The 21,857-nt window shown below is 43.5% G+C and carries 15 protein-coding genes; 11 read left to right on the plus strand and 4 right to left on the minus strand.

All coding sequences use genetic code 11. From position 1 onward, the window contains the following. Positions 1 to 827: 827 nt before the first annotated feature. A complete protein-coding gene (locus tag MKZ10_RS05190; protein WP_342508507.1) occupies positions 828 to 1,271 on the minus strand; it encodes a YwpF family protein in 444 nt (147 codons plus the stop codon). A gap of 273 nt (positions 1,272 to 1,544) precedes the next feature. Between MKZ10_RS05190 and ssb the strand changes: the two genes are divergently transcribed. Together ssb and MKZ10_RS05200 are read left to right on the plus strand one after the other, a co-directional pair. Continuing rightward, positions 1,545 to 1,994, plus strand: coding sequence for a single-stranded DNA-binding protein (gene ssb, locus MKZ10_RS05195; RefSeq protein ID WP_342508508.1), 450 nt, complete (start codon positions 1,545 to 1,547; stop codon positions 1,992 to 1,994). A gap of 327 nt (positions 1,995 to 2,321) precedes the next feature. Continuing rightward, positions 2,322 to 2,483 carry a hypothetical protein gene (locus MKZ10_RS05200; RefSeq protein ID WP_342508510.1) on the plus strand — a complete coding sequence of 54 codons (162 nt, stop codon included), beginning with the start codon at positions 2,322 to 2,324 and terminating at the stop codon, positions 2,481 to 2,483. A gap of 56 nt (positions 2,484 to 2,539) precedes the next feature. Here the strand turns inward: MKZ10_RS05200 and MKZ10_RS05205 are convergent, their stop codons facing one another. From MKZ10_RS05205 to MKZ10_RS05215, 3 genes are all read right to left on the minus strand, one after another. Then, positions 2,540 to 5,281, minus strand: coding sequence for a DEAD/DEAH box helicase (locus MKZ10_RS05205; protein WP_342508512.1), 2,742 nt, complete (start codon positions 5,279 to 5,281; stop codon positions 2,540 to 2,542). Beyond that, on the minus strand, positions 5,278 to 6,846 hold the full coding sequence (locus tag MKZ10_RS05210) for an SWIM zinc finger family protein (RefSeq protein ID WP_342508514.1): 1,569 nt from the start codon (positions 6,844 to 6,846) through the stop codon (positions 5,278 to 5,280). The genes MKZ10_RS05205 and MKZ10_RS05210 overlap by 4 nt, the downstream gene beginning before the upstream one ends. 71 nt (positions 6,847 to 6,917) lie before the next feature. Further along, on the minus strand, positions 6,918 to 7,367 hold the full coding sequence (locus MKZ10_RS05215) for a helix-turn-helix transcriptional regulator (protein ID WP_342508515.1): 450 nt from the start codon (positions 7,365 to 7,367) through the stop codon (positions 6,918 to 6,920). 141 nt (positions 7,368 to 7,508) lie between these two features. Here MKZ10_RS05215 and MKZ10_RS05220 point away from each other — a divergent pair, with 141 nt between their 5' ends. From MKZ10_RS05220 to MKZ10_RS05260, 9 genes are all read left to right on the plus strand, one after another. Further along, positions 7,509 to 7,847 carry a hypothetical protein gene (locus MKZ10_RS05220; protein ID WP_342508516.1) on the plus strand — a complete coding sequence of 113 codons (339 nt, stop codon included), beginning with the start codon at positions 7,509 to 7,511 and terminating at the stop codon, positions 7,845 to 7,847. A 100-nt stretch (positions 7,848 to 7,947) separates the two neighbouring features. After that, on the plus strand, positions 7,948 to 8,391 hold the full coding sequence (locus tag MKZ10_RS05225; protein WP_342508518.1) for a transcriptional regulator: 444 nt from the start codon (positions 7,948 to 7,950) through the stop codon (positions 8,389 to 8,391). A 1,086-nt stretch (positions 8,392 to 9,477) separates the two neighbouring features. Beyond that, positions 9,478 to 14,289, plus strand: coding sequence for a S8 family serine peptidase (locus MKZ10_RS05230; protein ID WP_342508520.1), 4,812 nt, complete (start codon positions 9,478 to 9,480; stop codon positions 14,287 to 14,289). Positions 14,290 to 14,448: 159 nt separating this feature from the next. After that, positions 14,449 to 15,063, plus strand: coding sequence for an exonuclease domain-containing protein (locus MKZ10_RS05235; protein ID WP_342508522.1), 615 nt, complete (start codon positions 14,449 to 14,451; stop codon positions 15,061 to 15,063). 73 nt (positions 15,064 to 15,136) lie between these two features. Beyond that, positions 15,137 to 16,279, plus strand: coding sequence for a polysaccharide deacetylase family protein (locus tag MKZ10_RS05240; protein WP_342510029.1), 1,143 nt, complete (start codon positions 15,137 to 15,139; stop codon positions 16,277 to 16,279). Positions 16,280 to 16,750: 471 nt separating this feature from the next. Next, positions 16,751 to 17,713: a nuclease-related domain-containing protein gene (locus tag MKZ10_RS05245; protein ID WP_342508524.1), complete on the plus strand. Its 963-nt coding sequence runs from the start codon at positions 16,751 to 16,753 to the stop codon at positions 17,711 to 17,713. Between the two features lie 147 nt (positions 17,714 to 17,860). Then, the gene (locus MKZ10_RS05250) at positions 17,861 to 18,868 is read left to right on the plus strand and encodes an ABC transporter substrate-binding protein (protein WP_342508526.1); all 1,008 of its coding nucleotides are present in this window, start codon (positions 17,861 to 17,863) and stop codon (positions 18,866 to 18,868) included. Positions 18,869 to 19,522: 654 nt separating this feature from the next. Beyond that, positions 19,523 to 20,584 (plus strand): S-layer homology domain-containing protein, encoded by a 1,062-nt coding sequence (locus MKZ10_RS05255; protein WP_342508528.1) that lies wholly within the window; start codon positions 19,523 to 19,525, stop codon positions 20,582 to 20,584. A gap of 143 nt (positions 20,585 to 20,727) precedes the next feature. Continuing rightward, positions 20,728 to 21,600 carry a S41 family peptidase gene (locus tag MKZ10_RS05260; protein ID WP_342508531.1) on the plus strand — a complete coding sequence of 291 codons (873 nt, stop codon included), beginning with the start codon at positions 20,728 to 20,730 and terminating at the stop codon, positions 21,598 to 21,600. Positions 21,601 to 21,857: the final 257 nt, after the last annotated feature.

The raw sequence follows: 21,857 nt of genomic DNA on the forward strand, positions 1-21,857 counted from the left end.
TCACGTTTAAATTCAAAGGCATTTGAGGTAGTCGAGTTTCCCCGAGGTAGCCGAGTTTTCGTAATTCGTAGTCCAGTTTGTCCAAAAGGTAACCGAGTTCTCGAAAAAGGTAGTCGAGTTTCCCCGAGGTAGCCGAGTTTTCCTAATTCGTAGTCCAGTTTGTCCAAAAGGTAGCCGAGTTCTCGAAAAAGGTAGTCGAGTTTCCCCGAGGTAGCTGAGTTTTCGTAATTTGTAGTCCAGTTTGTCCAAAAGGTAACCGAGTTCTCGAAAAAGGTAGTCGAGTTTCCCCGGGGTAGCTGAGTTTTCGTAATTTGTAGTCCAGTTTGTCCAAAAGGTAGCCGAGTTCTCGAAAAAGGTAGCTGAGTTTCCCCGGGGTAGCCGAGTTTTCGTAATTCGTAGTCCAGTTTGTCCAAAAGGTAGCTGAGTTCTCGAAAAAGGTAGTCGAGTTTCCCCGAGGTAGCTAAGTTTTCGTAATTCGTAGTCCAGTTTGTCCAAAAGCTAACCGAGTTCTCGAAAAAGGTAGCTGAGTTTCTCCGAAGTAGCTGAGTTTTCGTAATTCGTAGTCCAGTTTGTCCAAAAGCTAACCGAGTTCTCGAAAAAGGTAGTCGAGTTTCTCCGAAGTAGCTGAGTTTTCGTAATTCGTAGTCCAGTTTGTCCAAAAGCTAACCGAGTTCTCGAAAAAGGTAGCTGAGTTTCTTCGGGGTAGCCAAGTTCCACAAAAAAAACAGGAATGTCCTTTTTATAGTGAAACCATGTGAAGGGCGAAAAAAAGCCCCAAGTGAATTATTTACACTTGGGACGTGGACATAGGCGGTTTGCACCTTTGTTCACTCATTTACTTCCTCAATATCCCTCTTCAACCGCGGACGCGAGCGCATATCGGACTCGAAACGGCGGAGCAAGTCAGTGCCTGCCAAACCTTCCGCAATCAATTCCTCCAAAAGCTGCTCCGCATACTGCGAGCGTGCCCGTTTTAACCGCCCCTTCAACAAGACAGAGATATTACTACCAATCTGCTTCACAGCTTCAACGGCAACACTGAACGGGGCGGGATCATTCTCAGGATAAGAAATGACCACTTTTGCGTCCAGTAACACCTCATCCGCCATCCATTTTTCAAAAGTCGATTGATATGCCTGATCGATGAACATCTCTAGAACCCACAAACGGTGACTGTTTTCTTGATTGATAATAATACCGTCAATGAGCGGGAAGTTCTGTACGCCATCACCATTCACAATGCCGACAGACAACATTTTAAACGATTTCACCGTAAACCAGCCCCAATCATTTTCCTTTAATTATACCATAAGTGGAAAAAACGACATGAAAAATGGAAACATGCCAAACTTATAATTTGAAGTGACTATTAAAAGAGTAGAAAAAACAGTAAGTAAGGTATTTTCCTATAAAAAGGAATTTTTTGAAGTGCTGAAAATGATGCGAAATTGGTATGAAAGGCGATCAAATCTCGAATATGGCACTTTGCACGTCTCGGGAGAAAGAAGTAAGATAAATCCAATAACTCAAGGGAGGTGAATTAAATGAATCAGGTTGCACTTGTAGGGCGTGTTACGAAAGATCTAATCCTAAGAAGAGTGTCTGAAGGAAGAGTACAAACAAGCTTTGTCCTTGCAGTAAATCGTAGCTTCAAAAATCAAAATGGTGAAATCGACACTGACTTTGTCCTTTGTACAATGTGGGGGAAAGGAGCAGAAAATACAGCAAAACACTGTGGCAAAGGATCTTTAATTGGCGTCGGTGGTCGAATTCAATCGAGGTCTTATGAACGTGAGGACAAAAGTCGAGTCTACGTCACAGAGGTGATTGGTGAGGATATTCGTTTTATTGCAACGAAAAGGCGCAGCAATGACAATCTGTATGGAGAAATTGAAGTGACAAGCCATGCAACTGCATCAACAGTTGCGAGGACGAAGGAGGAAGAGCATTTTAACCTACCAAATCGTGAGACAGAAGGATTACCGATTTTTTGACCGGAACGCTGATACATAATGAACCGGAAAAATCGACTGACGGGAGGAGATTCGCCGGAAAGTAAACCGGAGCCGCAACAATTAAAAATGGATATGTGAGAAGAAGGAGGCTAGGTAGCAGGTAGGATTGGGGTCCTTTCTCCCACCATAGCCTATGCAAAAAAACGTGCAAGATCCATTCAGGGAGTCCTTGCATGGTTATATGGGTAAAGATAATGACTGAAATGAATGGCAGATTGGGACAGCCATTTAAAATAATCGCTAATGGGCCCGCATGCAGAGACCACTTTTGCCCGCGGGCTAATCATGACAGAAGGGAGTTAACAAATGCATACACTTGAAAAGGATGTCAAACGAATGGAATTACAAATTGGCCAGCTCATTAGCATTGTCGCCTACCAAAATGAGCGACTGAATCGTTTTGAAGAAGTAGAACGCAAGAAAAGAATCGCGATCATACAAAGAATCCCACTTGCAGAGCGCGTATGACTATAGAAAAAAGACCCCGAAGCTGTGAATACGCCCGAGGTCTTCTAATGATTCTGTTAGCTTTTAAACGATAATAAATCATCTAGCTCTGTATCGGATAACTCCGTTAGCCATTGACTTGACTGAATAAGATCAGCGGATAACGCTGCCTTTTCCACTAGCATTTTATCAATTTTTTCTTCAATCGTTCCAATCGTCACGAATTTATGGACATGCACAAACTTCGTCTGACCAATTCGATAAGCACGGTCCGTCGCTTGATTTTCAACAGCAGGGTTCCACCAGCGATCGGCATGTAACACGTGGTTTGCACCTGTTAGATTCAGACCAGTACCGCCCGCCTTCAATGAAAGAATGAAAATCGGGAACTCACCCTCCTGGAAAGCCTCGACCAATCGGTCACGCTGTCCTTTTGGCATACTGCCCGTTAAAAACGGCACATCAATACCATGCAACTCTGATAGGCATTGACGGATGAGCTGTCCCATGCCAATGTATTGTGTGAAAATTAAGCACTGCTCATTATTGCCTGCAATATCAGCTGCCATCGATACAATTCGATCTAGCTTATCGGAGCGATTCAACATTTGCTCAGCAGGCGCGTGTGGCTCCTTCAAGAACAATGCCGGGTGATTACAAAGCTGCTTTAATCGACTAAGCATTTTTAAAATAAGTCCCTTTTTTTCAAAGCCCGTTAAAGTTTGCAACTTGAATTTCGTTTCTTCCAGGAAGCTTTCATATAAAGCGGCCTGCTCAGTTGTTAACGGACAATACTCATTTTGCTCCAATTTTTTCGGTAAATTAAGCTGTAAATCGGGATCACTCTTCGTTCGACGTAATAAAAACGGACTAATTTTAGCACGTAGCTTCCGTTTATCCACCTCAGAATCATCACGCTCGATGGGAATGATGAAGTTATCCGTAAATCTGCGGAAATTCCCAAAATATCCTCTATGGATAAAGTCGAAAATAGCCCAAAGCTCTGATAAGCGGTTTTCAATCGGCGTACCAGTTAAAGCGATATGGTGCTTGCCACGTAACTTCCGAATGACGCGGGATTGCTTCGTCTGCATGTTTTTAATATTTTGTGCTTCATCTAGCGTAATACTCGCAAATTCAGTTTCTGCCAGCATTTTGCCATCCTGTGAAGCCGTGCCATAGGTTGTCAAAATCACATCTGGCTTTAGCTCACCAATAAGCTCCTTAAAATCTTCGTCCTTCGCGCGCGACGGTCCGTAATGTGTATGAACTGACAATGACGGCGCAAAGCGCTCAATTTCCTTTTGCCAATTCCCAAGAACACTGGTCGGACAAACAATGAGCGAGGGTGTAGTAGTTTCTGCCCTTGCATGGACATTGAGTAAATAAGTAATGAGCTGAATCGTCTTTCCAAGCCCCATATCATCGGCGAGACAAGCCCCAAATTGATTATCACGCATGAAAATCAGCCAATCATAGCCTTCTTCCTGATAAGGTCGGAGCTGTGCTTGCAGCTTATCAGAGATACCAGCAGAAGGCAGTCCTTTTTTCTCAGAAAGCATATCCATGTAGCCACGAAGGGATTGCTGCATCGAAAAAGCGAAAAGTGGATCATCGATTTCGTCATCCTCTTCCAGTGGAACAATTTCTTCGGGGACATCTTGAAATAGTAAATCTTTGACGGTCCATTCTCCCGCATCCGCTCGATCCATTAAATCACGGATCTTCCTCAACCATAGTGGATCAATGTGGAACCATTCGTCGCCAGACCGGATGTATTCCCGATTTTCATCGACAAGCCTTCGGAAAGTATCATTGTCTATAGCAGTGCCAGCTAATGAAAAGTTCCAATCGAAGGCTAACACTTCATCTAAACCGGTAGCTGATTTATAGGATTGTATACCTGCATTTGTCCGAACTTGCATCTTCGATTCTGTTACCGATTTCAACCATGCGGGTAAAATGACGGGATAGCCGAATGATTGGAGGAGAGGAAGATCCTCCTTGATGAACGTCCGAACTTCCATGTCAGACATCGGTGTCGAAAGAAAGCTGTCATTCGATACAATTGCAATAGAGCCGAGAAAGGATGTCATCTCAGATTGTTTTTTGATAATTTCATCGGCATAAGGCTTCCATTTAGCAGGTAACGCCTCCAGTGCAGGCGCATTTGCTTTGCGGGCGGCAGGCAACCAATGGGTACCGCGCTCACTCACGATAACGGATTCCAGGAGCCAGTCAGTATCGGCATCTTCTGCTGGTTCAGTTAGGCGGAAAGCGACGTGAACAGGAATTGTTGAAACAGATTCACCGGGCCATCCATACGTCCGTAAATGGGGCAGTAAGGAAGGCAGTAAATCGGGGGAGATGGCCGAATTGGCTAGCTTGCTACGTACAGCATAGCTAATAATGAGCGCAGCCTCTTCCGATAAGCCGGCCGCCGTATGATTAAAACGAATGCTAGTGCCGTCTATTTCTGCATAATTCCATAATTCAGGATCAAGCCAGGCATCGGCAGCCTCACGAATAGTAGTAAGCTGCGCATCATCCCCGGCAGTAAGTCCATGGAATGTGGCATAGGGATGTGAAGTGGAAAAGGCTTGTAGCAGCTGATCTGCCTGCAACAAAACTTCTCCACCGTCAGTCTGTGTTAGCAGTCCAAATAATGCACGTTCATTGTTGAAAAACAAATAAGAAACCAATTGATCCGGATCTACCGAAAATCGCTTGTCATCTTTTGCCGAAATGGAAAAGAGTCCATCATCTGTTAGGCGAATCGCCATCCGAAAGAGGCGATTCAATGTGAATGATTCATTCATAAGTTCAGATTTCCTTTCTCCATTTCCTCCATCAATGCCCGAAGCCGACGATTTTTTTCGCGCACAGTATCGATATATTGATTCCAAAAGTCGGTTTTTCCACCCTTTTTAGAACCAGCTTTCATCTTCTTAAATAGTTTTACGGCACGTCGATAACTATGCCGGTTTTTTTCTTTAATAAAGCTCATAGCATACGTATGAAGTAGGGGCATAACGGCTACAGGATCTGTTGACAGGGCAATTTTTAAACCGCCAGCCTCTGCGCCGTCATAGGAAACACTATATCTATGCATAAGAGCTGCCCATTCAGCGAAACGTTCGCGCTCGACAAGGAAATCTGCAAAGACGTCAATGCCGGATTCGCCATAATGCGCAAACAGGCTTTCCCGCGCTTCCTCTGAAAAATCGGCTGCTTCAAATAACCCATCAATTTTCCGAACGAATGCGGGACGATTGACAAGTGTTAGGGTTTGATTGACATAGTCGCCAATGAAGGGCAGTAAGGCCGTCATAATAATGGAAAGCGATTCAAGGTCATCATCACCTTCAGCAAGATCTGCAAGCGGCAACCAAATAGCCATATTATCGACTGATACATGACCGACGAGCTCTTCTAGCTTGTCATGCTTGCCCTGCAATAAATAGAAGAAAGCAACCAAAATTTGAGCTTCCTCAGATTCATCCTGTTGAAGAATCGCTAATTCAACATTCCTTGCCGCTTGATTTGGAAAAAGATGCTGCCAAAAGAGACGGTAGACACGGAATCTCTCTGCGAATAGTCCGTTATTTCCAAGCGTAAATGCACGAACAAGCTCCTTCAGGCGTTCGTGGAAAGCATCTGCCTCAAAAAGTTTGGGCTTTGCACCAATCGCCGTTACACTATCAGTCAATTTGCCAAGCTGCTCTGTCATCCAATTTTGTACATACCATTTTCCGTAGAAAAAAGAAGACGGTTGTCCGCCGAGATGTGTCTGAACATAAGTCCAGCCAGCATCCAGTACATGTAAACGATAGTACAGCTCGAATAGTGGCTTCCATTCCCATTCAAACGGAATAAGTGGAATCGCTTTTTGATCGATTAAAGATGTTTCGTGGATAAATACACCAGGGTTTTCTGACGTTCCAATAGTCCGCAACGATTGCGTTAAATGAACGAGCACTTCAATCCATGCATCAGGTGTGCGTGCTGATATAGAAAGCGTCATTTGCTGCGACTCCATACGACGCCATTCATGCAGCCAATCATTCAAGGAATTGAACTGCGAGTACAGGTGGAAAATGACAGCAAGACGATGTGAGCACCAGCCGTGCGCTTGACATGTGCAATCTGCATTCATTTGCCCAAAAGAAAGGCGCACATTTTCAGGCTCAGCCCCTAGGGTCATGACAGAAATTGTATCTCCGGTAGGTAAATAACTATCTATAGCATTATTGCGTACAAGTGCGACAGCAAGGCGCACTTGAAGCGCATCTCCTGCGATTCCTGGCTGGAGAGCATGCTGAATATCATTCATAAATTCATCTATTTCACTTTCGTGTAAGTAAGAAACACGTTCTACGGTCATGTTGATGGGACCACTCCTTCAGAAAAGCATCTTTCTATTATACCGCTTTTCAAGCCAGACCGGAAATGATGTTATTCGGTATCTTCCTCTTTTGCATGTTTGTGGATTAAAGTTAGCAAAGATTTATTGGCATTCAGGAAAATCCGTCGATCTTTTTCAGTTAAATGAGAGGCTAGCGCAACAAACTCCCGCAACTCAGAACTCTCTTCAAATAGCTGCCGATGTCTATCTATAAAGCTATCCATATAGCGTTCCCGCACCTCGGACGTTTTGACTGGCTGTGTCTTTTTGAAATCCCTGACAGATTTTAAAGGAGTTCCAAGAATCATCGCCAGAAAATAATCATCTGGCACAGCGAACGTTTCCTTGACGATAGGCAGGAGATCATTTGGGAATCCCCGTTCACTCCTTTCGTAATTGGACAATGCAGCAGGATCTATTTTTAACTCAAGCGCAGCTTCGAGCTGTTTCAAACGTAAATACTCTTCCCGATATTCTTTGAATTGTTTACCGAAATGCATAGGACCATCCCTCTCGTTTTTCACAACCGTATAGAAGAATAGAATGAATTATTGACAAACCAACGATACGTTGATAAAAAACTAATATTTGTTGGTTTCAAATAAAAATATTACTTTTACCACGACTAAGGAGGCGATTCATTGGAGAAATTAGTTCTTTACGTGCCTAATTTAGAAAAACAATTTAATGAAAGAAAAGGATTGCAGCAAGCCTCTTTCATTTCGAATACAACCAGTCACGTAAACTATATAAAGGAAGAAAGAAAACTATATATGAGCTCAGCCGTATTTGGAACACTTGAATTCCAAATTGTACTGTTGGACTTTGAAGAAAATAAAATAATCTTTAAAAGAAAAAAGGACCTGCCCCGAGGGATAAATGAAGAGCTATATGAACTACTAACTTCATGTCAACTCGAGTTCCAGCCAGTCCAACTTTCATTTGTCATGCACAGACCACAGCAAACAAAAATAAGATAACAGAAGCAGACTCAGGCGTGAAGAACAAAATATACACAAAGTAGCCATAGATGTGATAGAATAGTAATAATCGGAATATTCAATACAAGGAGGAGGAAAGATGCTATCCGTACAGCGTATGACACCTTTTTTTACAAGCCAAGAGGATTTTCGTCTTCGTTTAGTATTCGCTTATCAGTATTTCTCCATCATTAAAGGAGGAGAAGTGTTTCAATTCGTTCCGTCAGAGGGGAAAGAAATCGTCATCAATATGAAGAGTTTGCAGGTTGAAAACCTTGGAGAAGTATTCGTATTCCAACGAGGCAATCGATTTATTCGACTGCCACTCTACCAACTGCTACTCATATCAGACCTTCATATCCATTTGACAACGATTCTTGAAGGGGCACTCGATCTCGAAACAGAGTTGCTTGAGGTCGTCACACTTGAAGCGGTTGAAATCCTCGAACAATTAGAGAAGGAAAACCGACTACGCATGATTGACTACGCACTTGAAACGAATAATGTATCGTTGTTCAATGAATTGACGGAAGGACTGTCGTAATAGTGAAAAAGGGCATATGAAAAACACCAATCGTTAGCGACTAACGGATGGTGTTTTTTTGTTGTCTAGGAAATTATAAAATTTTCGTACGAGGTGGCCGAGTTTCCCCAGGGTAGTCGAGTTTACCTAAAAGGTAGTCCAGTTTGTCCGAAAGGTAGTCGAGTTCGCGAAAAAGGTAGCTGAGTTTCCCCGGGGTAGCCGAGTTTTCCTGAAAGGTAGTCCAGTATGTCCGAAAGGTAGCCGAGTTAGCGAAAAAGGTAGCCGAGTTTCTCCGGGGTAGCCGAGTTTTCCTAAAAGGTAGTCCAGTATGTCCGAAAGGTAGTCGAGTTCGCGAAAAAGGTAGCTGAGTTTCCCCGGGGTAGTCGAGTTTTCCTAAAAGGTAGTCCAGTATGTCCGAAAGGTAGTCGAGTTCGCGAAAAAGGTAGCCGAGTTTCCCCGGGGTAGTCGAGTTTTCCTGAAAGGTAGTCCAGTTTGCCCGAAAGGTAGTCGAGTTCGCGAAAAAGGTAGTCGAGTTTCCCCGGGGTCCAAGAATATACTTTTTGTAGTGGAACCCAGCGTAGGGGAAATATATAACTTGTCACCCTGTAATAAAATAAAGCATGACAACGAAAAGAGTCGAACCAGTCAATCCGAATAGAAAATCCTGCCATGTTAATCCATACTTTTTATCCTCTTTCATAATAATCCGCTCCTTTGTCGATTTCCCGGGAAATAAGTTGAAATTCATTTCCTCATGAATCGGTCCTTGCCAGAAGGATAGACAAGAAGACCATATTTTAAACAATGATGACTACATATCTAGTGCCTATTTATAGAGAAGTCGTGAAAAAACATACTGTTTCATGAAATATCAGGCGGGAGCCTCTAAATACCCCATTTCGTAATTAGTGTATGCAGGCTACCGCGTATCTATGCCTATTATTGATGTGCTAACAACAAAGTGGTGACTGTCTCAAAGAATTGAACTTCATTGGATGAAATAAATAAATTCTAGCTTTCTAGTCTAAATCGGATTGCCCCGTAATAGGTTCTACTTATCGCACAATTTTTAGTAAGTGCAGAATAGTAGTAAAGGGGAAATGAGAATTGAGGAACAATAAGTTCACTTCATTTTTCAGTGCATTTCTTGCATTGGCGATGGTCTTCTCGCTACTGGCGCCGTTATCGGCAACAGCAAATGTGAATGCACCGAAGCCATTCAAACCGGACAACCGGAATGAAAGCATCATGCAACTGAAAGCAGCAGTTACGGAGCAAGAGCAAAATCAGCTAAAGCAACTACAATTGCATCCAGATTTACAAGGTCTCAAGGGGAATGAAGAAGTGAGCATCATCGTCCATCTATCTGAAGACTCTGTTGGACTCGCACATGGTAAACAGCAGCTGAAAAATAAAAGTTTCACAGCAGCAGAACGATCGAAAGTGATAAAAAATGTGAAGACACAGCAAGCACAAGTGAAAAAGATGATGAAAGTTAAAAATATTAGCGTTAAAGAGAAGTTTACCTACGATACAGTATTGAATGGGCTGGCGCTCACTGTTAAAGCGGACGAGCTACAGGAACTACTCAATATTCCGGGAGTCACACTGATTGAACCTGATTTACTTATGTATGCACTCGACAATCCAGCAAAAGATGGACAAGTCGATGCAGCGATGTCAACAAGCACACCACATCTTGGCATTGAAAAGTTATGGGACAAAGGTATTAACGGGAAAAGTATTAAAGTCGGTGTCCTCGATACGGGAATCGACTACACCCACCCAGAATTTGAAGGGATTTATAAAGGTGGCCGTAACTATATTCAACATACAAGCCAATACGCACGACCGCGAGCGGATAATGATCCATACGAAACGACACCCAAAGACCGTGCGGCGACTACTCCGGAATTCGATGCAAGAGGGAGTTCCTTCTATACATCACATGGTACACACGTTGCCGGAACGATTGCAGCAATCGGTAACAATGCATATGGCATTAAAGGTTTGGCACCACAAGTAGACTTGTATGCCTACCGTGTCCTCGGTGGATACGGCAGTGGGGCAACATCAGGCATTATTAAAGGCATTGAAGACTCTGTAAAAGATGGCATGGATGTCATCAATTTATCACTCGGCGGATCATCTAACAGCGCCATCGCTGCGGATGCCATCGCCATCAATAATGCGATGATTGAAGGGACAGTCGCTGTTGTGGCAACAGGCAACTCTGGACCCGAGCGTGGCACAATTGGTAATCCCTCAACAGCAGCACTTGGTATTGCTGTCGGGAATTCAACAAATCCCGAAGTGGAACATACGGCAACAGTGTCTGTGAAGGTAGGCGCATATGAAGAAACGACTGACATCAAACTAATGGGTGTTAAATTCGGAGAAGATCTAGCGGCAGCACTTGCAGGTGACTTCGAGGTCGTTGCCGTTCCGAACATAGGAGCAGCAACAGACTACACGGGCATTGATGTTCAAGGGAAAGTAGTACTCGTTTCCCGTGGAGACATTGCATTTGTCGATAAAATCTCAGCAGCCAAAGCGGCAGGTGCATCTGCCATTTTAATTCACAATGCATCGAACGGGGCGGGGGCGCCAGGACCGTCAGATGTTTACTTGGGTGATTCATTCGATTTCATCCCAGCATTTGATATGTCTTACACGGAAGGTAAAGCCCTTCGTGATGCACTAGCTGCAAATGAAGGTCAAGTATCATTCAGCAATTTCACATTTACAACAACGACAGGTGATATCATGAATCCATCTTCGTCACATGGACCGACGAATCCGGATTTTGATATTAAACCAGATGTCACGGCACCAGGAACAAATATCATGTCGGCTATACCAATGTATGGAAAAGATTTTGCAGGTGCAGATTACAGCGAAGCCTTTGACCGTAAAACAGGCACGTCGATGGCAACACCACATATTGCAGCCATCGCAGCATTGGTTAGACAAGCTAATCCAACTTGGACGCCATTCGATGTGAAAGTAGCAATTTCCAACACAGCAAAATTGATCGATACGAAGGACTATGACGTTTTCGCACAAGGAGCTGGACGCGTCCAACCTTACGAAGCCGCATTCCCTACAATCCTTGCGTATTCCATGGATACAACCTCTTTTTCTGGCAATGAAGTCGCGCATGAAAAAGGAACTGTCACATTCGGCAAATTGCCACAAGTAAAAGATCAAGCTGTCACGGTGAAAAAGCAAATACGTGTCGTTGATGCTGCTAAAAAAGGTGGTACCTATTCGGTACGTGTGGAAACGACAAAAGCATTTGGGTCTGCCAAAGTGACAGTCAATAAACCGACGTTCACATTAAATGGTACAGAAATGCTGGAGGTCACATTAAACGCACCGCAAGCAGCAACGAAAAAAGGTGACGAGCTGCTTGGGTACATTCATATTTCAGGTAGTGGCACAGAGGTTTCATTGCCATTCGCAGCAGATTTTAATGGCATAGCAGAAACAGCGATTGAAGACCTTGCGATTACGGAAACAGATCTATCATTCGATGGAGACGGCGTCAAAGACTCTGCTGTTCTCACGTTCAAATTGACAGGCGATGTCAAAACGAACTACATCGAACTTTGGGATATCATGAATCCGGACGGTGGTGAGTACGGCGATGGCTATATCGGCTACCTGCATGTAAGTTCAACCCTCGCAGCTGGTTCATATGGATTGGATATTGAAGGAACTTACAAACCGTGGGCAACAGGAATGCCGGAAACGACAATTCCAGACGGCCTTTACACAATCGACTTCACGGGAGAAACGGTATCAGGAAATCCGCCGATTATCGGTGATTATGCTGGACCTGTTGTTGTGAAATCACAGGCGGGTACAATCGAAGGAACAGTAACAGGCACAACCGCAACGGGTAGCATCATTGACAAATATGTCGACTACCAGGCCGAACTCGTTAACTACGATCTTGGCTATGACATCAACACGAAATTGAATGCAACATTTGAGGTTTTAGCAAACGATATTGTCAAATCATCAGGCGCTGTAAAACTTGCACAAGATGGAACTTTTTCCTTTGATGTTGGTTCATTTAATAAAAATACAGATGTTGTCAAAGTAAAATATAGTGATGCTGCAGGCAACAAGGCGGAGAAGGCTCTTGAAATAGGTGCAGTAGACCCGAACCCAGATCCGGACCCAGATCCAGATCCAGATCCAGATCCAATCACCACCTATGTTGTGAATAAAACGAGCTTGACAATGGGCATTGATCAGCAAGACCAACTTATTGTCACTGAAAAAACGACAAACCCAGACGGTACAGTCACAGAGAAGGATGTCACAGCAAGAGGAAGCTATAGTAGTACTAATAGCAAAGTTGCGACGGTTCAAAAAGGCCTCGTCACAGCAAAAGCGATTGGAACAACGCAAGTCCGCATTCAACTGCCCCAACAACAGCCAATCATAGTGGACGTTGAAGTGAAAGCGGCCCCGCAGGACATCGTTACCTATGCTGTTAATAAAACCAACTTAACATTAGGTGTTGGTCAACAAGAACAGCTCATCGTCATAGAAACAACGATTAAACCCGATGGTACAGTGATAGAGAAAGACGTTACTGCAAGAGGAAGCTACAGTGTTGTTAACAACAGCGTTGCAACAGTCCAAAAAGGTCTTGTCAATGCAAAAAAAGTTGGAAAAACACAAATCCGCGTCAATATTCCTAACCAAGAACCAATCTTCGTCTATCTTGAAGTGACGAAAATCCAGCAAGACATCGTCGACTATCAGGTGAGTCACACGAGTATGAAGCTTCAAGCAGGACAACAACAACAGCTAAAAGTAACAGAGATAACGACTAAACCGAATGGCCAAATTACTAACAAAGATGTCACAGTAACAACAAAATTCAATGTTGCGAATAACCAAATCGCAACAGTCCAAAAAGGTCTCGTAACAGCGAAAGCAGCTGGAAAAACACAAGTGCGTGTTATGATTCCAGACCAAGAACCAATCCTGGTCTACCTCGAAGTCACAGAGGTGCAGAAAGATGTCATCACGTATTCGGTGAATAAGGAAACAGTTACGCTGACAGTCGGTCAGCAGGAGCAGCTGAAGGTCACAGAAACAACAACCAAGCCAAATGGTCAGATCATTACCAAAGACGTTACCGCAACGGGACCTTACAATGTTGTCAACAACAAAGTGGCAACTATCAAAAAAGGTCTTATCGCGGCACTTACGCCTGGAAGTACACAGGCACGAATTATGATTCCAAATCAACCGACAATTCTCGTGTACATTAACGTGAAAGACGTGGAAAAGGATAGTGTGACCTATTCAGTTAATACCACAGATTTACAGTTAATTATCGGACAACAAGAACAAATCACTGTTACAGAAATAACGACCAAGCCGAGCGGGGAAATTATCACAAAAGATATCACAGGTGCGGCAAACTTCAACGTCATCAACAATCAAATTGCGACGGTTAAAAAAGGCGTTGTCACAGCACATAAAGTAGGGAAAACACAAGTAAATGTCAAAATCTCTGACCAAGCTACACAATTTGTTTATCTAGAGGTAGTAGAAGCGCCACAAGCAATTGTGACCTATTCAGTCGACACAAATAATCTAGAGCTCAAAGTGGGGGAGCAGCAGCAATTGGCAGTTATTGAAACCACATTAACACCGGACGGCTCTTTAACAACAAAAGATGTGACAGCCGGCACCACATTCACACCATCCAACAACAAAGTTGTGAAATTGAACAAAGGCCTTGTCACAGCAGTTGGCCCAGGAAAAGCTGTTATTACGGTAGCACACCCGAACTTCACGACAATAGTCTATGCAACTATTGAATCAGTTGAGGGGAGTATCTTAAAACCAGTGGAAGAAGTGCAAACACATGTTTACATTGAAAACTAAGTATTTGTTTTGAATTCACGGTGATAGGGAATACCTAGTGTATCAAGGGTATTCCCTATTTATGTATTAAATTAGGGAAAAAATTTGAAATTAAGGGTATAAAGGAGTATAAGTGGATTAAAATAACGGAGTTTCCGTAATGATAAAGGAAGTGCACTTATGACAGACATAAATAGCGATGCAATGGAATTGCTACACAAAAAACCGAGGCAGCAAAATGGAGTAGCAAGAAGAGCTGCATCTGACAGAAAATACAGGACATCATCTGCTGCCGTACAAGATTACGTTGTACTCGATTTTGAAACAACTGGATTCCGTGCCGGTGCAGATCGAATCATTCAAATCGGAGCCGTCAAATATATGAAACATGAAAAAACAGACATCCTAAATACATTAATTAATCCACAACGCCATATTCCACAATCAGTTACTCAGCTCACAGGGATATCAAACGAAATAGTACAATCTGCACCAACAATCGAACAAAAGATTGAAGAATTGATTGATTTCATCGGAGATTTACCAATTATTATTCATAATGCACCATTCGATATGGGGTTTTTGTATGCGCTCGAATTCAGCATTAATGTAAACATCCCCGAATATACTGTCATCGACACAGTAAAGCTTGCCCGGAAAATGATCCGCGAAACACCTAACCATAAACTGACAACGCTAACAGAGTTTCTTCAACTCGAACACGATGCCCATGATGCAATAGGAGACTGCCTAGCTACCGCAGCAATTTTTCAATACTGCACGAAGAATCGGTAATTATTTTCCACCGCGAGCAGGTGTCGTTTACAGAAAATCATCATTTCTGAATGGGGTGGATAATGTGAAGAAAATGATAGTTGCCATTTGTACAATGCTAATCATCGTCGTTGTTTTTAGCACAACACAAAGTAAAGCAGCCGACAAAAAGCCAACACACCACGTTGGACTTCATGATCGTTTGCTAGATTTCACAGATGTGCGCGTTATCGACAATGATATGAAAGTACCGCTCGACGATATTGCGAAGGTGTTATACCTCCCAGTAGAACAAGAAAACAACAGCATATACATCCGGAAGCGTGGTATTGAAATCAGCTACAGCTATATCACACGACAAACGGCAAAAGACGGGGTGCCAATTAGCTGGTCACCTATCGTCAATGTGGGCGGTGAATTGTTCATCAGCGTCAAATACATCGCTCGCGAAATCGGCTTTAAAACAGAGTACCTTCAGAAGCTAAAAACACTACGCATTTACCGCGACGATTACACGCATATGAGCCATGCTGATTACGAAAAAAAGCTTCACCAGTTATTAGATGAAAAAAAGCCTGTCATCACACAAGTCAATCCAACTAAAAAATCGCCCGTCAATGTCTACTTAACCTTCGACGATGGCCCCAACCAATTCACAACCATCAACAATAAAATCCTAAAAAAATACAACATCCAAGGCTCATTCTTCTTTCTTGGAAAGCATATGAAAAACAACGAAAGTATCGTCAAAGAAGTATTCGATGCAGGTCACTACATCGGCACCCACAGCATGACGCATGACAAAAACAAAGTATACAAATCACCAAAATCCTTCATCGACGAAATGAATGAAGGTACAAAGCTCATTCTACAAATGACAGGTCAGGACGCCAAACTACTGCGTGTTCCATACGGCAGTAAACCGCACGTCACACCCGACATGCAAAAGCTACTCACCAGCAACAATTATAAAATGTGGGACTGGGACGTCGATCCCGCCGACTGGAAATACACCGACAAACAAGCAGATAAAATCACCCAAAATGTCCGTGACGGCGTTGAAAAAGCCTACAAATCTGGCGACCGCGACATCATCATCCTACTCCACGACCGCAGCCAAACAACAAAAGCCCTGCCACAAATCATCGAATGGCTCCAACAAGAGGGCTACACCATCAAAACATACGAACCAACCCAACATATCATCCGAAACTTCCTAAACGACACAGAGCTTTAACTCTAAAAACCGCCCGTGCGGTTTTTTAGTGTGTCCAGGCTAGCGTCGGGGGAGGAACTTTACCCAAAAAGTTGTTTACTTCGCCGTGAACGTTGTCTACTTCGGGTAAAACGTTGTCAACTTCGCCGTGAACGTTGTTTACTCCGGGTAAAACGCTGTCAACTTCACCATGAACGTTGTTTACTTTGGGTAAAACGCTGTCAACTTCGCCGTGAACGTTGTCTACTTCGGGTAAAACGTTGCCAACTCCGCAGTGAACGTTGTTTACTTTGGGTGAAACGTTGTCAACTCCGCCGTGAACGTTGTCTACTCCAACTCACAACAAACAGACAACTCTTCATACAAACAGACAACGTTTTGACAGGCCAAACAATCTAAATTCCGAACCACTTGTCATATTCTGCGAAATCTGCTATTCTACCATTGAATGAAGAAGATTCAGTCAACTGAAAAGGAGGACAAACTATCAAAATGAATCGCCGCCCACCGGACGACCTTATTTCGCTAGAGCGCCTACTGGCACGATTACCCCAAAACCATGGCAAATACCAAACCATTAGTCAAAAATTATACCAAGCAAAAGCTGGTTATGCCGGCGAACTCATCATTGATCGCATTCTCAACGAGATTACCTTCCCAAAAGGGACCATTATTATCAAAGACCTAACCTTGGAAATCAACCCCAATTTCCTCGTACAGCTAGATACCCTAATCCTGACTCCCACATCTATCATTCTTTTGGAAATCAAAAACTATTCCGGCACTGTCCTGTTCGACGAAGCCTCTGGAAAAACAACGAAAATCTCACCAGGAGATGAAATCGAAAAGTATGACTGCATCATCCATCAGTTAGATCGTGCAACGGAAGCTATCCGAGGATACCTTAGAAAACGGCACATCAATCTTCCTATCAACCCCATACTCGTCATGGCCAACCAACGTACCGAAATACCTGTTTTCCCTGAAACTGTCCCGCTTAAATTCACCAAACAGCTACCTCGGTATATTCGTACACTTATTGGAAATACAGACGCAATCACAACACAACAAGTGACAGCAGTCTCCAATCAACTTCGGGCTGCCCAAGTCAAATGGAAACGTATTCCCGCGTGTGAAAAACACACAATTTCCGCAACAGAGCTAAAACAAGGTGTTCTGTGCCTTGACTGTAGCGCAATCATGTCAAGAATGAGAGGTCGCACATGGATCTGTAATTCATGCGGAAAATCGAGTGAAGGAGCACTCGAGCAGTCCATCGCCGATTGGTACCTGCTCATCAGTCCAACACTCACCAACAAGCAACTTCGCCATTTTCTTAAATTAAATTCAAACTCCGCCGCAAGTATCATTTTTCGTCAGCTGCGGCTTCACAGAAAAGGGAATCCCCCAGGAACCCTCTACACCTGGGACTACAAACTACCATTGCATAAGTAGCCGCTTAAAAAGCCGTCCGGTGAAGGACGGTTTTTTGGATTGGCGTATGGCGAGATAAGCTATATAATGAGTAGGTTGGTATTCGGGAACAATTTATCATGCAGTACGTTTAGTATAAATGATGTAAAATAGATGGAGGTTTTTTAGATGAAAATGAAGTCTCGGCCACTTGCCTTGCTACTGTTGCTTGTCCTGTCCGTGATACTTGCAGCATGTACCTCGTCGAATTCCGGCGAGGATAATGTAGAGGACAATAGGAAAAAAATACTGACTTTTGGACATAGTGGGGTTGCTTCTTCACTCGATCCGGCGCATATGAAGGAGGGAGATTCCTTCCACGTTATTGCCAATATATATGAAACACTGGTGAACATCGGAGAACAAGAGCCGACGGTTGTTCCTGGATTAGCTGAAACATGGGAATCTACCGATGATGGTTTGACGTATACGTTTAAGCTTCGAAAAGGTGTTACATTTCATGACAAGACAGACTTCAATGCGGATGCGGTTGTGAAGAACTTTGAACGTTGGTCCGAGGGGAATGCAAAAGATTACCCAAATTATCAACTAGTATTCGATGGATTCAACAATCCTGTTATAAAATCAGTGAAGGCTGACGGTGAAGATACTGTCATTATCAAATTAAATTACCCACAAGAATCGTTCCTGAAAAATCTAACGATGATCCCGTTTTCAATGGTAAGTCCAACATCATTGGATCAAGCTAACGATGAGATAGAATACATTCCTGTAGGAACAGGACCATTCAAATTTAGCGAAGGTAGCTTAAATGAAACAATTATATTGGCAAAATTTGAGGGTTACTGGCAAGAAGGATTACCAAAGCTCAACAAAGTTGTGTTCAAGTCCATTCCAAATGATATTGCGCGCCTGAATGCATTGATGGTAAAGGACCTCGATTTGGCTGACCATATCACTCCAGCAAATAGGATGGAAATTACGAACGATGAGGACTTGCAATTTTATGAACGCCCATTTGTGGCAAATATCTATGAAGGTGCTGCAGCTGACCTAAGCGATGATTCGAAGCTCCTTATTGGTGCAACGAATGAATTGATCGGGTTCGTACCACAGTTAACAGGCTTTGATGTCTTGTCGAAGGTGGAATTCGAATTACAACAAGAAGAAGATTGAAAATAACTATCCATTAACCAAGAATGTTTGGTTAATGGATAGTTTTTCATTAAACTCCGGATTTTGCACTGCATCAATAGAGGTGGAAGAGCCTTTCCGTTAAACAAAGTAACGTTTTTCCAAAAGTAAACAACGTTCTCGTAGAACAAAACAACGTTTCCCACGAAGTAGACAGCGTTTCTTTGAAAGAAAACAACGTTCCAGCAACAAAACAACATAATCCCGAAAGAAAACAACGTTTCCCGCGAAGTAGACAACGTTTCTCCGAAAGAAAGCAACGTTCCAGCAACAAAGCAACATAATCTGCAAACAAAACAACGTTTCTCACAAAGTAGACAACGTTTCTCCGAAAGAAAGCAACGTTCCAGCAACAAAACAACATAATCCCGAAAGAAAACAACGTTTTCCACGAAGTAGACAACGTTTCTCCGAAAGAAAACAACGTTCCAGCAACAAAACAACATAATCTCCAAACAAAACAACGTTTTCCACGAAGTAAACAACGTTTCCCCAAAACTAAACAACGTCCCCCCCACAACACATCGCAATCCCTATATCCACCCAACAAGAAAACTAGTATACTTAAAACAGCGAACTAGACTACTAAAAACGGGTATACACATACATACCAACACCAAAGGAGGCACTATCACTATGAAAAAACGCATCATGACACTATCTCTCGCAACAGCACTACTAGTCACTACGCATACGCCAGCTCACGCCGCCACATTCACGGATGTACCCAAAAACCACTGGGCCTACGAAGTGATCAACGACATTTCAACGCGGGGCATTATCAACGGTTATCTAGACGGCACCTATCGCTTAAACCATCCGGTTACTCGCGCCCAAGCTGCCAAAATTGTCGCGCTTGCGATTGACGTAAAACCATCCGCTACATACAAACCGAGCTTCCAAGACGTTGGTCCTGCTCACGGTTCATATAATCACATTCGGGCACTCACTGAACTAGGCATCTTCACTGACGGAGACAAGTTTCAACCAAATAAGCCACTCACACGCGCTGAAATGTCGAAAATGTTCGCGCTTGGCTACAACATCATTCTCGATGACAACGACAAAATTACATTCCGCGACGTCGCGAAACAAAATCAATACCACGGCTACATCACAGCACTCGCTGAACTAGGCGTCACTACAACACCCGAAGGCGGCGAATTCAAACCGAACGACGACGTATCGCGTGCCCATATCGCAGCCTTCCTGTATCGCACAATGGAATTCAACACTGCACGCGAAAAAGGCCTTATCATCTACGACAAAGTGGCCAAAGCGTACGTCGACAAAGATGAAGCAGTTAACAGCACTGATGACTCTGCACTCAGAACCATCACCCTTGTCAATCAACAACGTACACAACAAAATGCAGCGGCACTTATCCATGACAAAGAACTATCCAAAGTTGCCCAGGCCAAAGCGCAGGATATGGTGAAAAATAGTTACTTCGGCCATACATCACCAGTCTACGGCTCAACCAGCCAACTACTTGCCACATTCAATTACAAATGGACAGCATATGGTGAAAACATCGCCAAAGGTCAACGAACACCCGAAGAAGTCGTCCAAGACTGGATGGACTCACCAACGCATCGGGCTAACATTGTCAATAAAAAATTTACACACATAGGCACAGGCTACGCCACTGACGCCAACGGAACCACCTACTGGGTCCACGAATTTTCACGAAAATAACTACTCAAGTGACTAGCCGCTTTTTCCTGCGGTTGGTCACTTGAGTAGTTTTATTTCTACCACATATAGGTATGTATTTCTCCCATTCGGGGTATAGTCTAGTAATAGATAGAATCCATCACTCACTAAAGGAGGTCGTCGCCATGAAAAAAATACTCGCTGCATTCCTAACAATTCTCTTCCTTACCCTACAAATACCACTCGCCCAAGCTGATACCCTCGATGACATTCAATACTTCATCGACACCTACTACTACGGAGACGTCCCGAAAGACCTTTACACCCTGACATCTGTCGATGAAATCATCCATACACTTGATATCTACTCCCGTTACCTTCCTGCGAATGAATATCAAAGCCACCTTGCCGCAGTAGCCACGAATAAACCAACAGCCAAAATTGCATCGATAACAATAGCGCCCCAAACAAAACAAGCTGTCACATCATCTATGCTGCCTCACAACATCGGCTACTTAAAAATTGCTCAATTCACAGCCGACCTAGACCAAAAAGTTCACGACCATTGGCTCGCCTTACAACAAGCTGGCGCGACCGAACTCATCATCGACCTACGATATAATGGTGGAGGCTACGTCGAAAGCGCTGAACAACTACTCGGCTACTTTCCGGGAGTAACAGACGCCTACCAACTAACAACACGCACAGGCACGCGTATGATTCAACCGGTCACGACCAACGTAAAATTTCCACAACAAACCTATGTCCTTGTCAACCGATATTCCGCTTCCGCCTCTGAACTTGTCGCGGTCGCACTCCAAGACCAGCAAGCTGCCACCATTATTGGTGAAACAACAAGAGGGAAGGGTACCATTCAATCCATCCTTCCACTAGAAGACGGTGGGGCACTTAAACTAACAATCGGCGAATTCGCCGGACCCAAAGGAACCAAAGTCCATAAAAAAGGCATCACCCCAACCATCCAGACCGAACCAAACAAAGAATTCATCACCATCTACACCCAGCTTATCCAAATGAAAAAACAATCTTCTTTATAAGCTGACTCCTTTCGGAGTCGACAATCAGTATCAGTAAATACCCGAAAACCTTGAACAAATCATAAAGTCACGGTATAATATCGGTAGAAGTACGCAACATAGAAAAAGACCGAGTGCGTCAACACTCGGCCTAGTAATCGCAAACCGCAAGAAGAGCGGTTGGTCCGGATTAGGTAAGAATAACCGTCCAAACCTGGTTAGGGGGGACGGTTATTCTTTTTTCAATAGAAAAAAGATGATTGACAACAAAACTGCTA

The organism is Sporosarcina sp. FSL K6-2383 (assembly GCF_038618305.1).
GTDB lineage: Bacteria > Bacillota > Bacilli > Bacillales_A > Planococcaceae > Sporosarcina.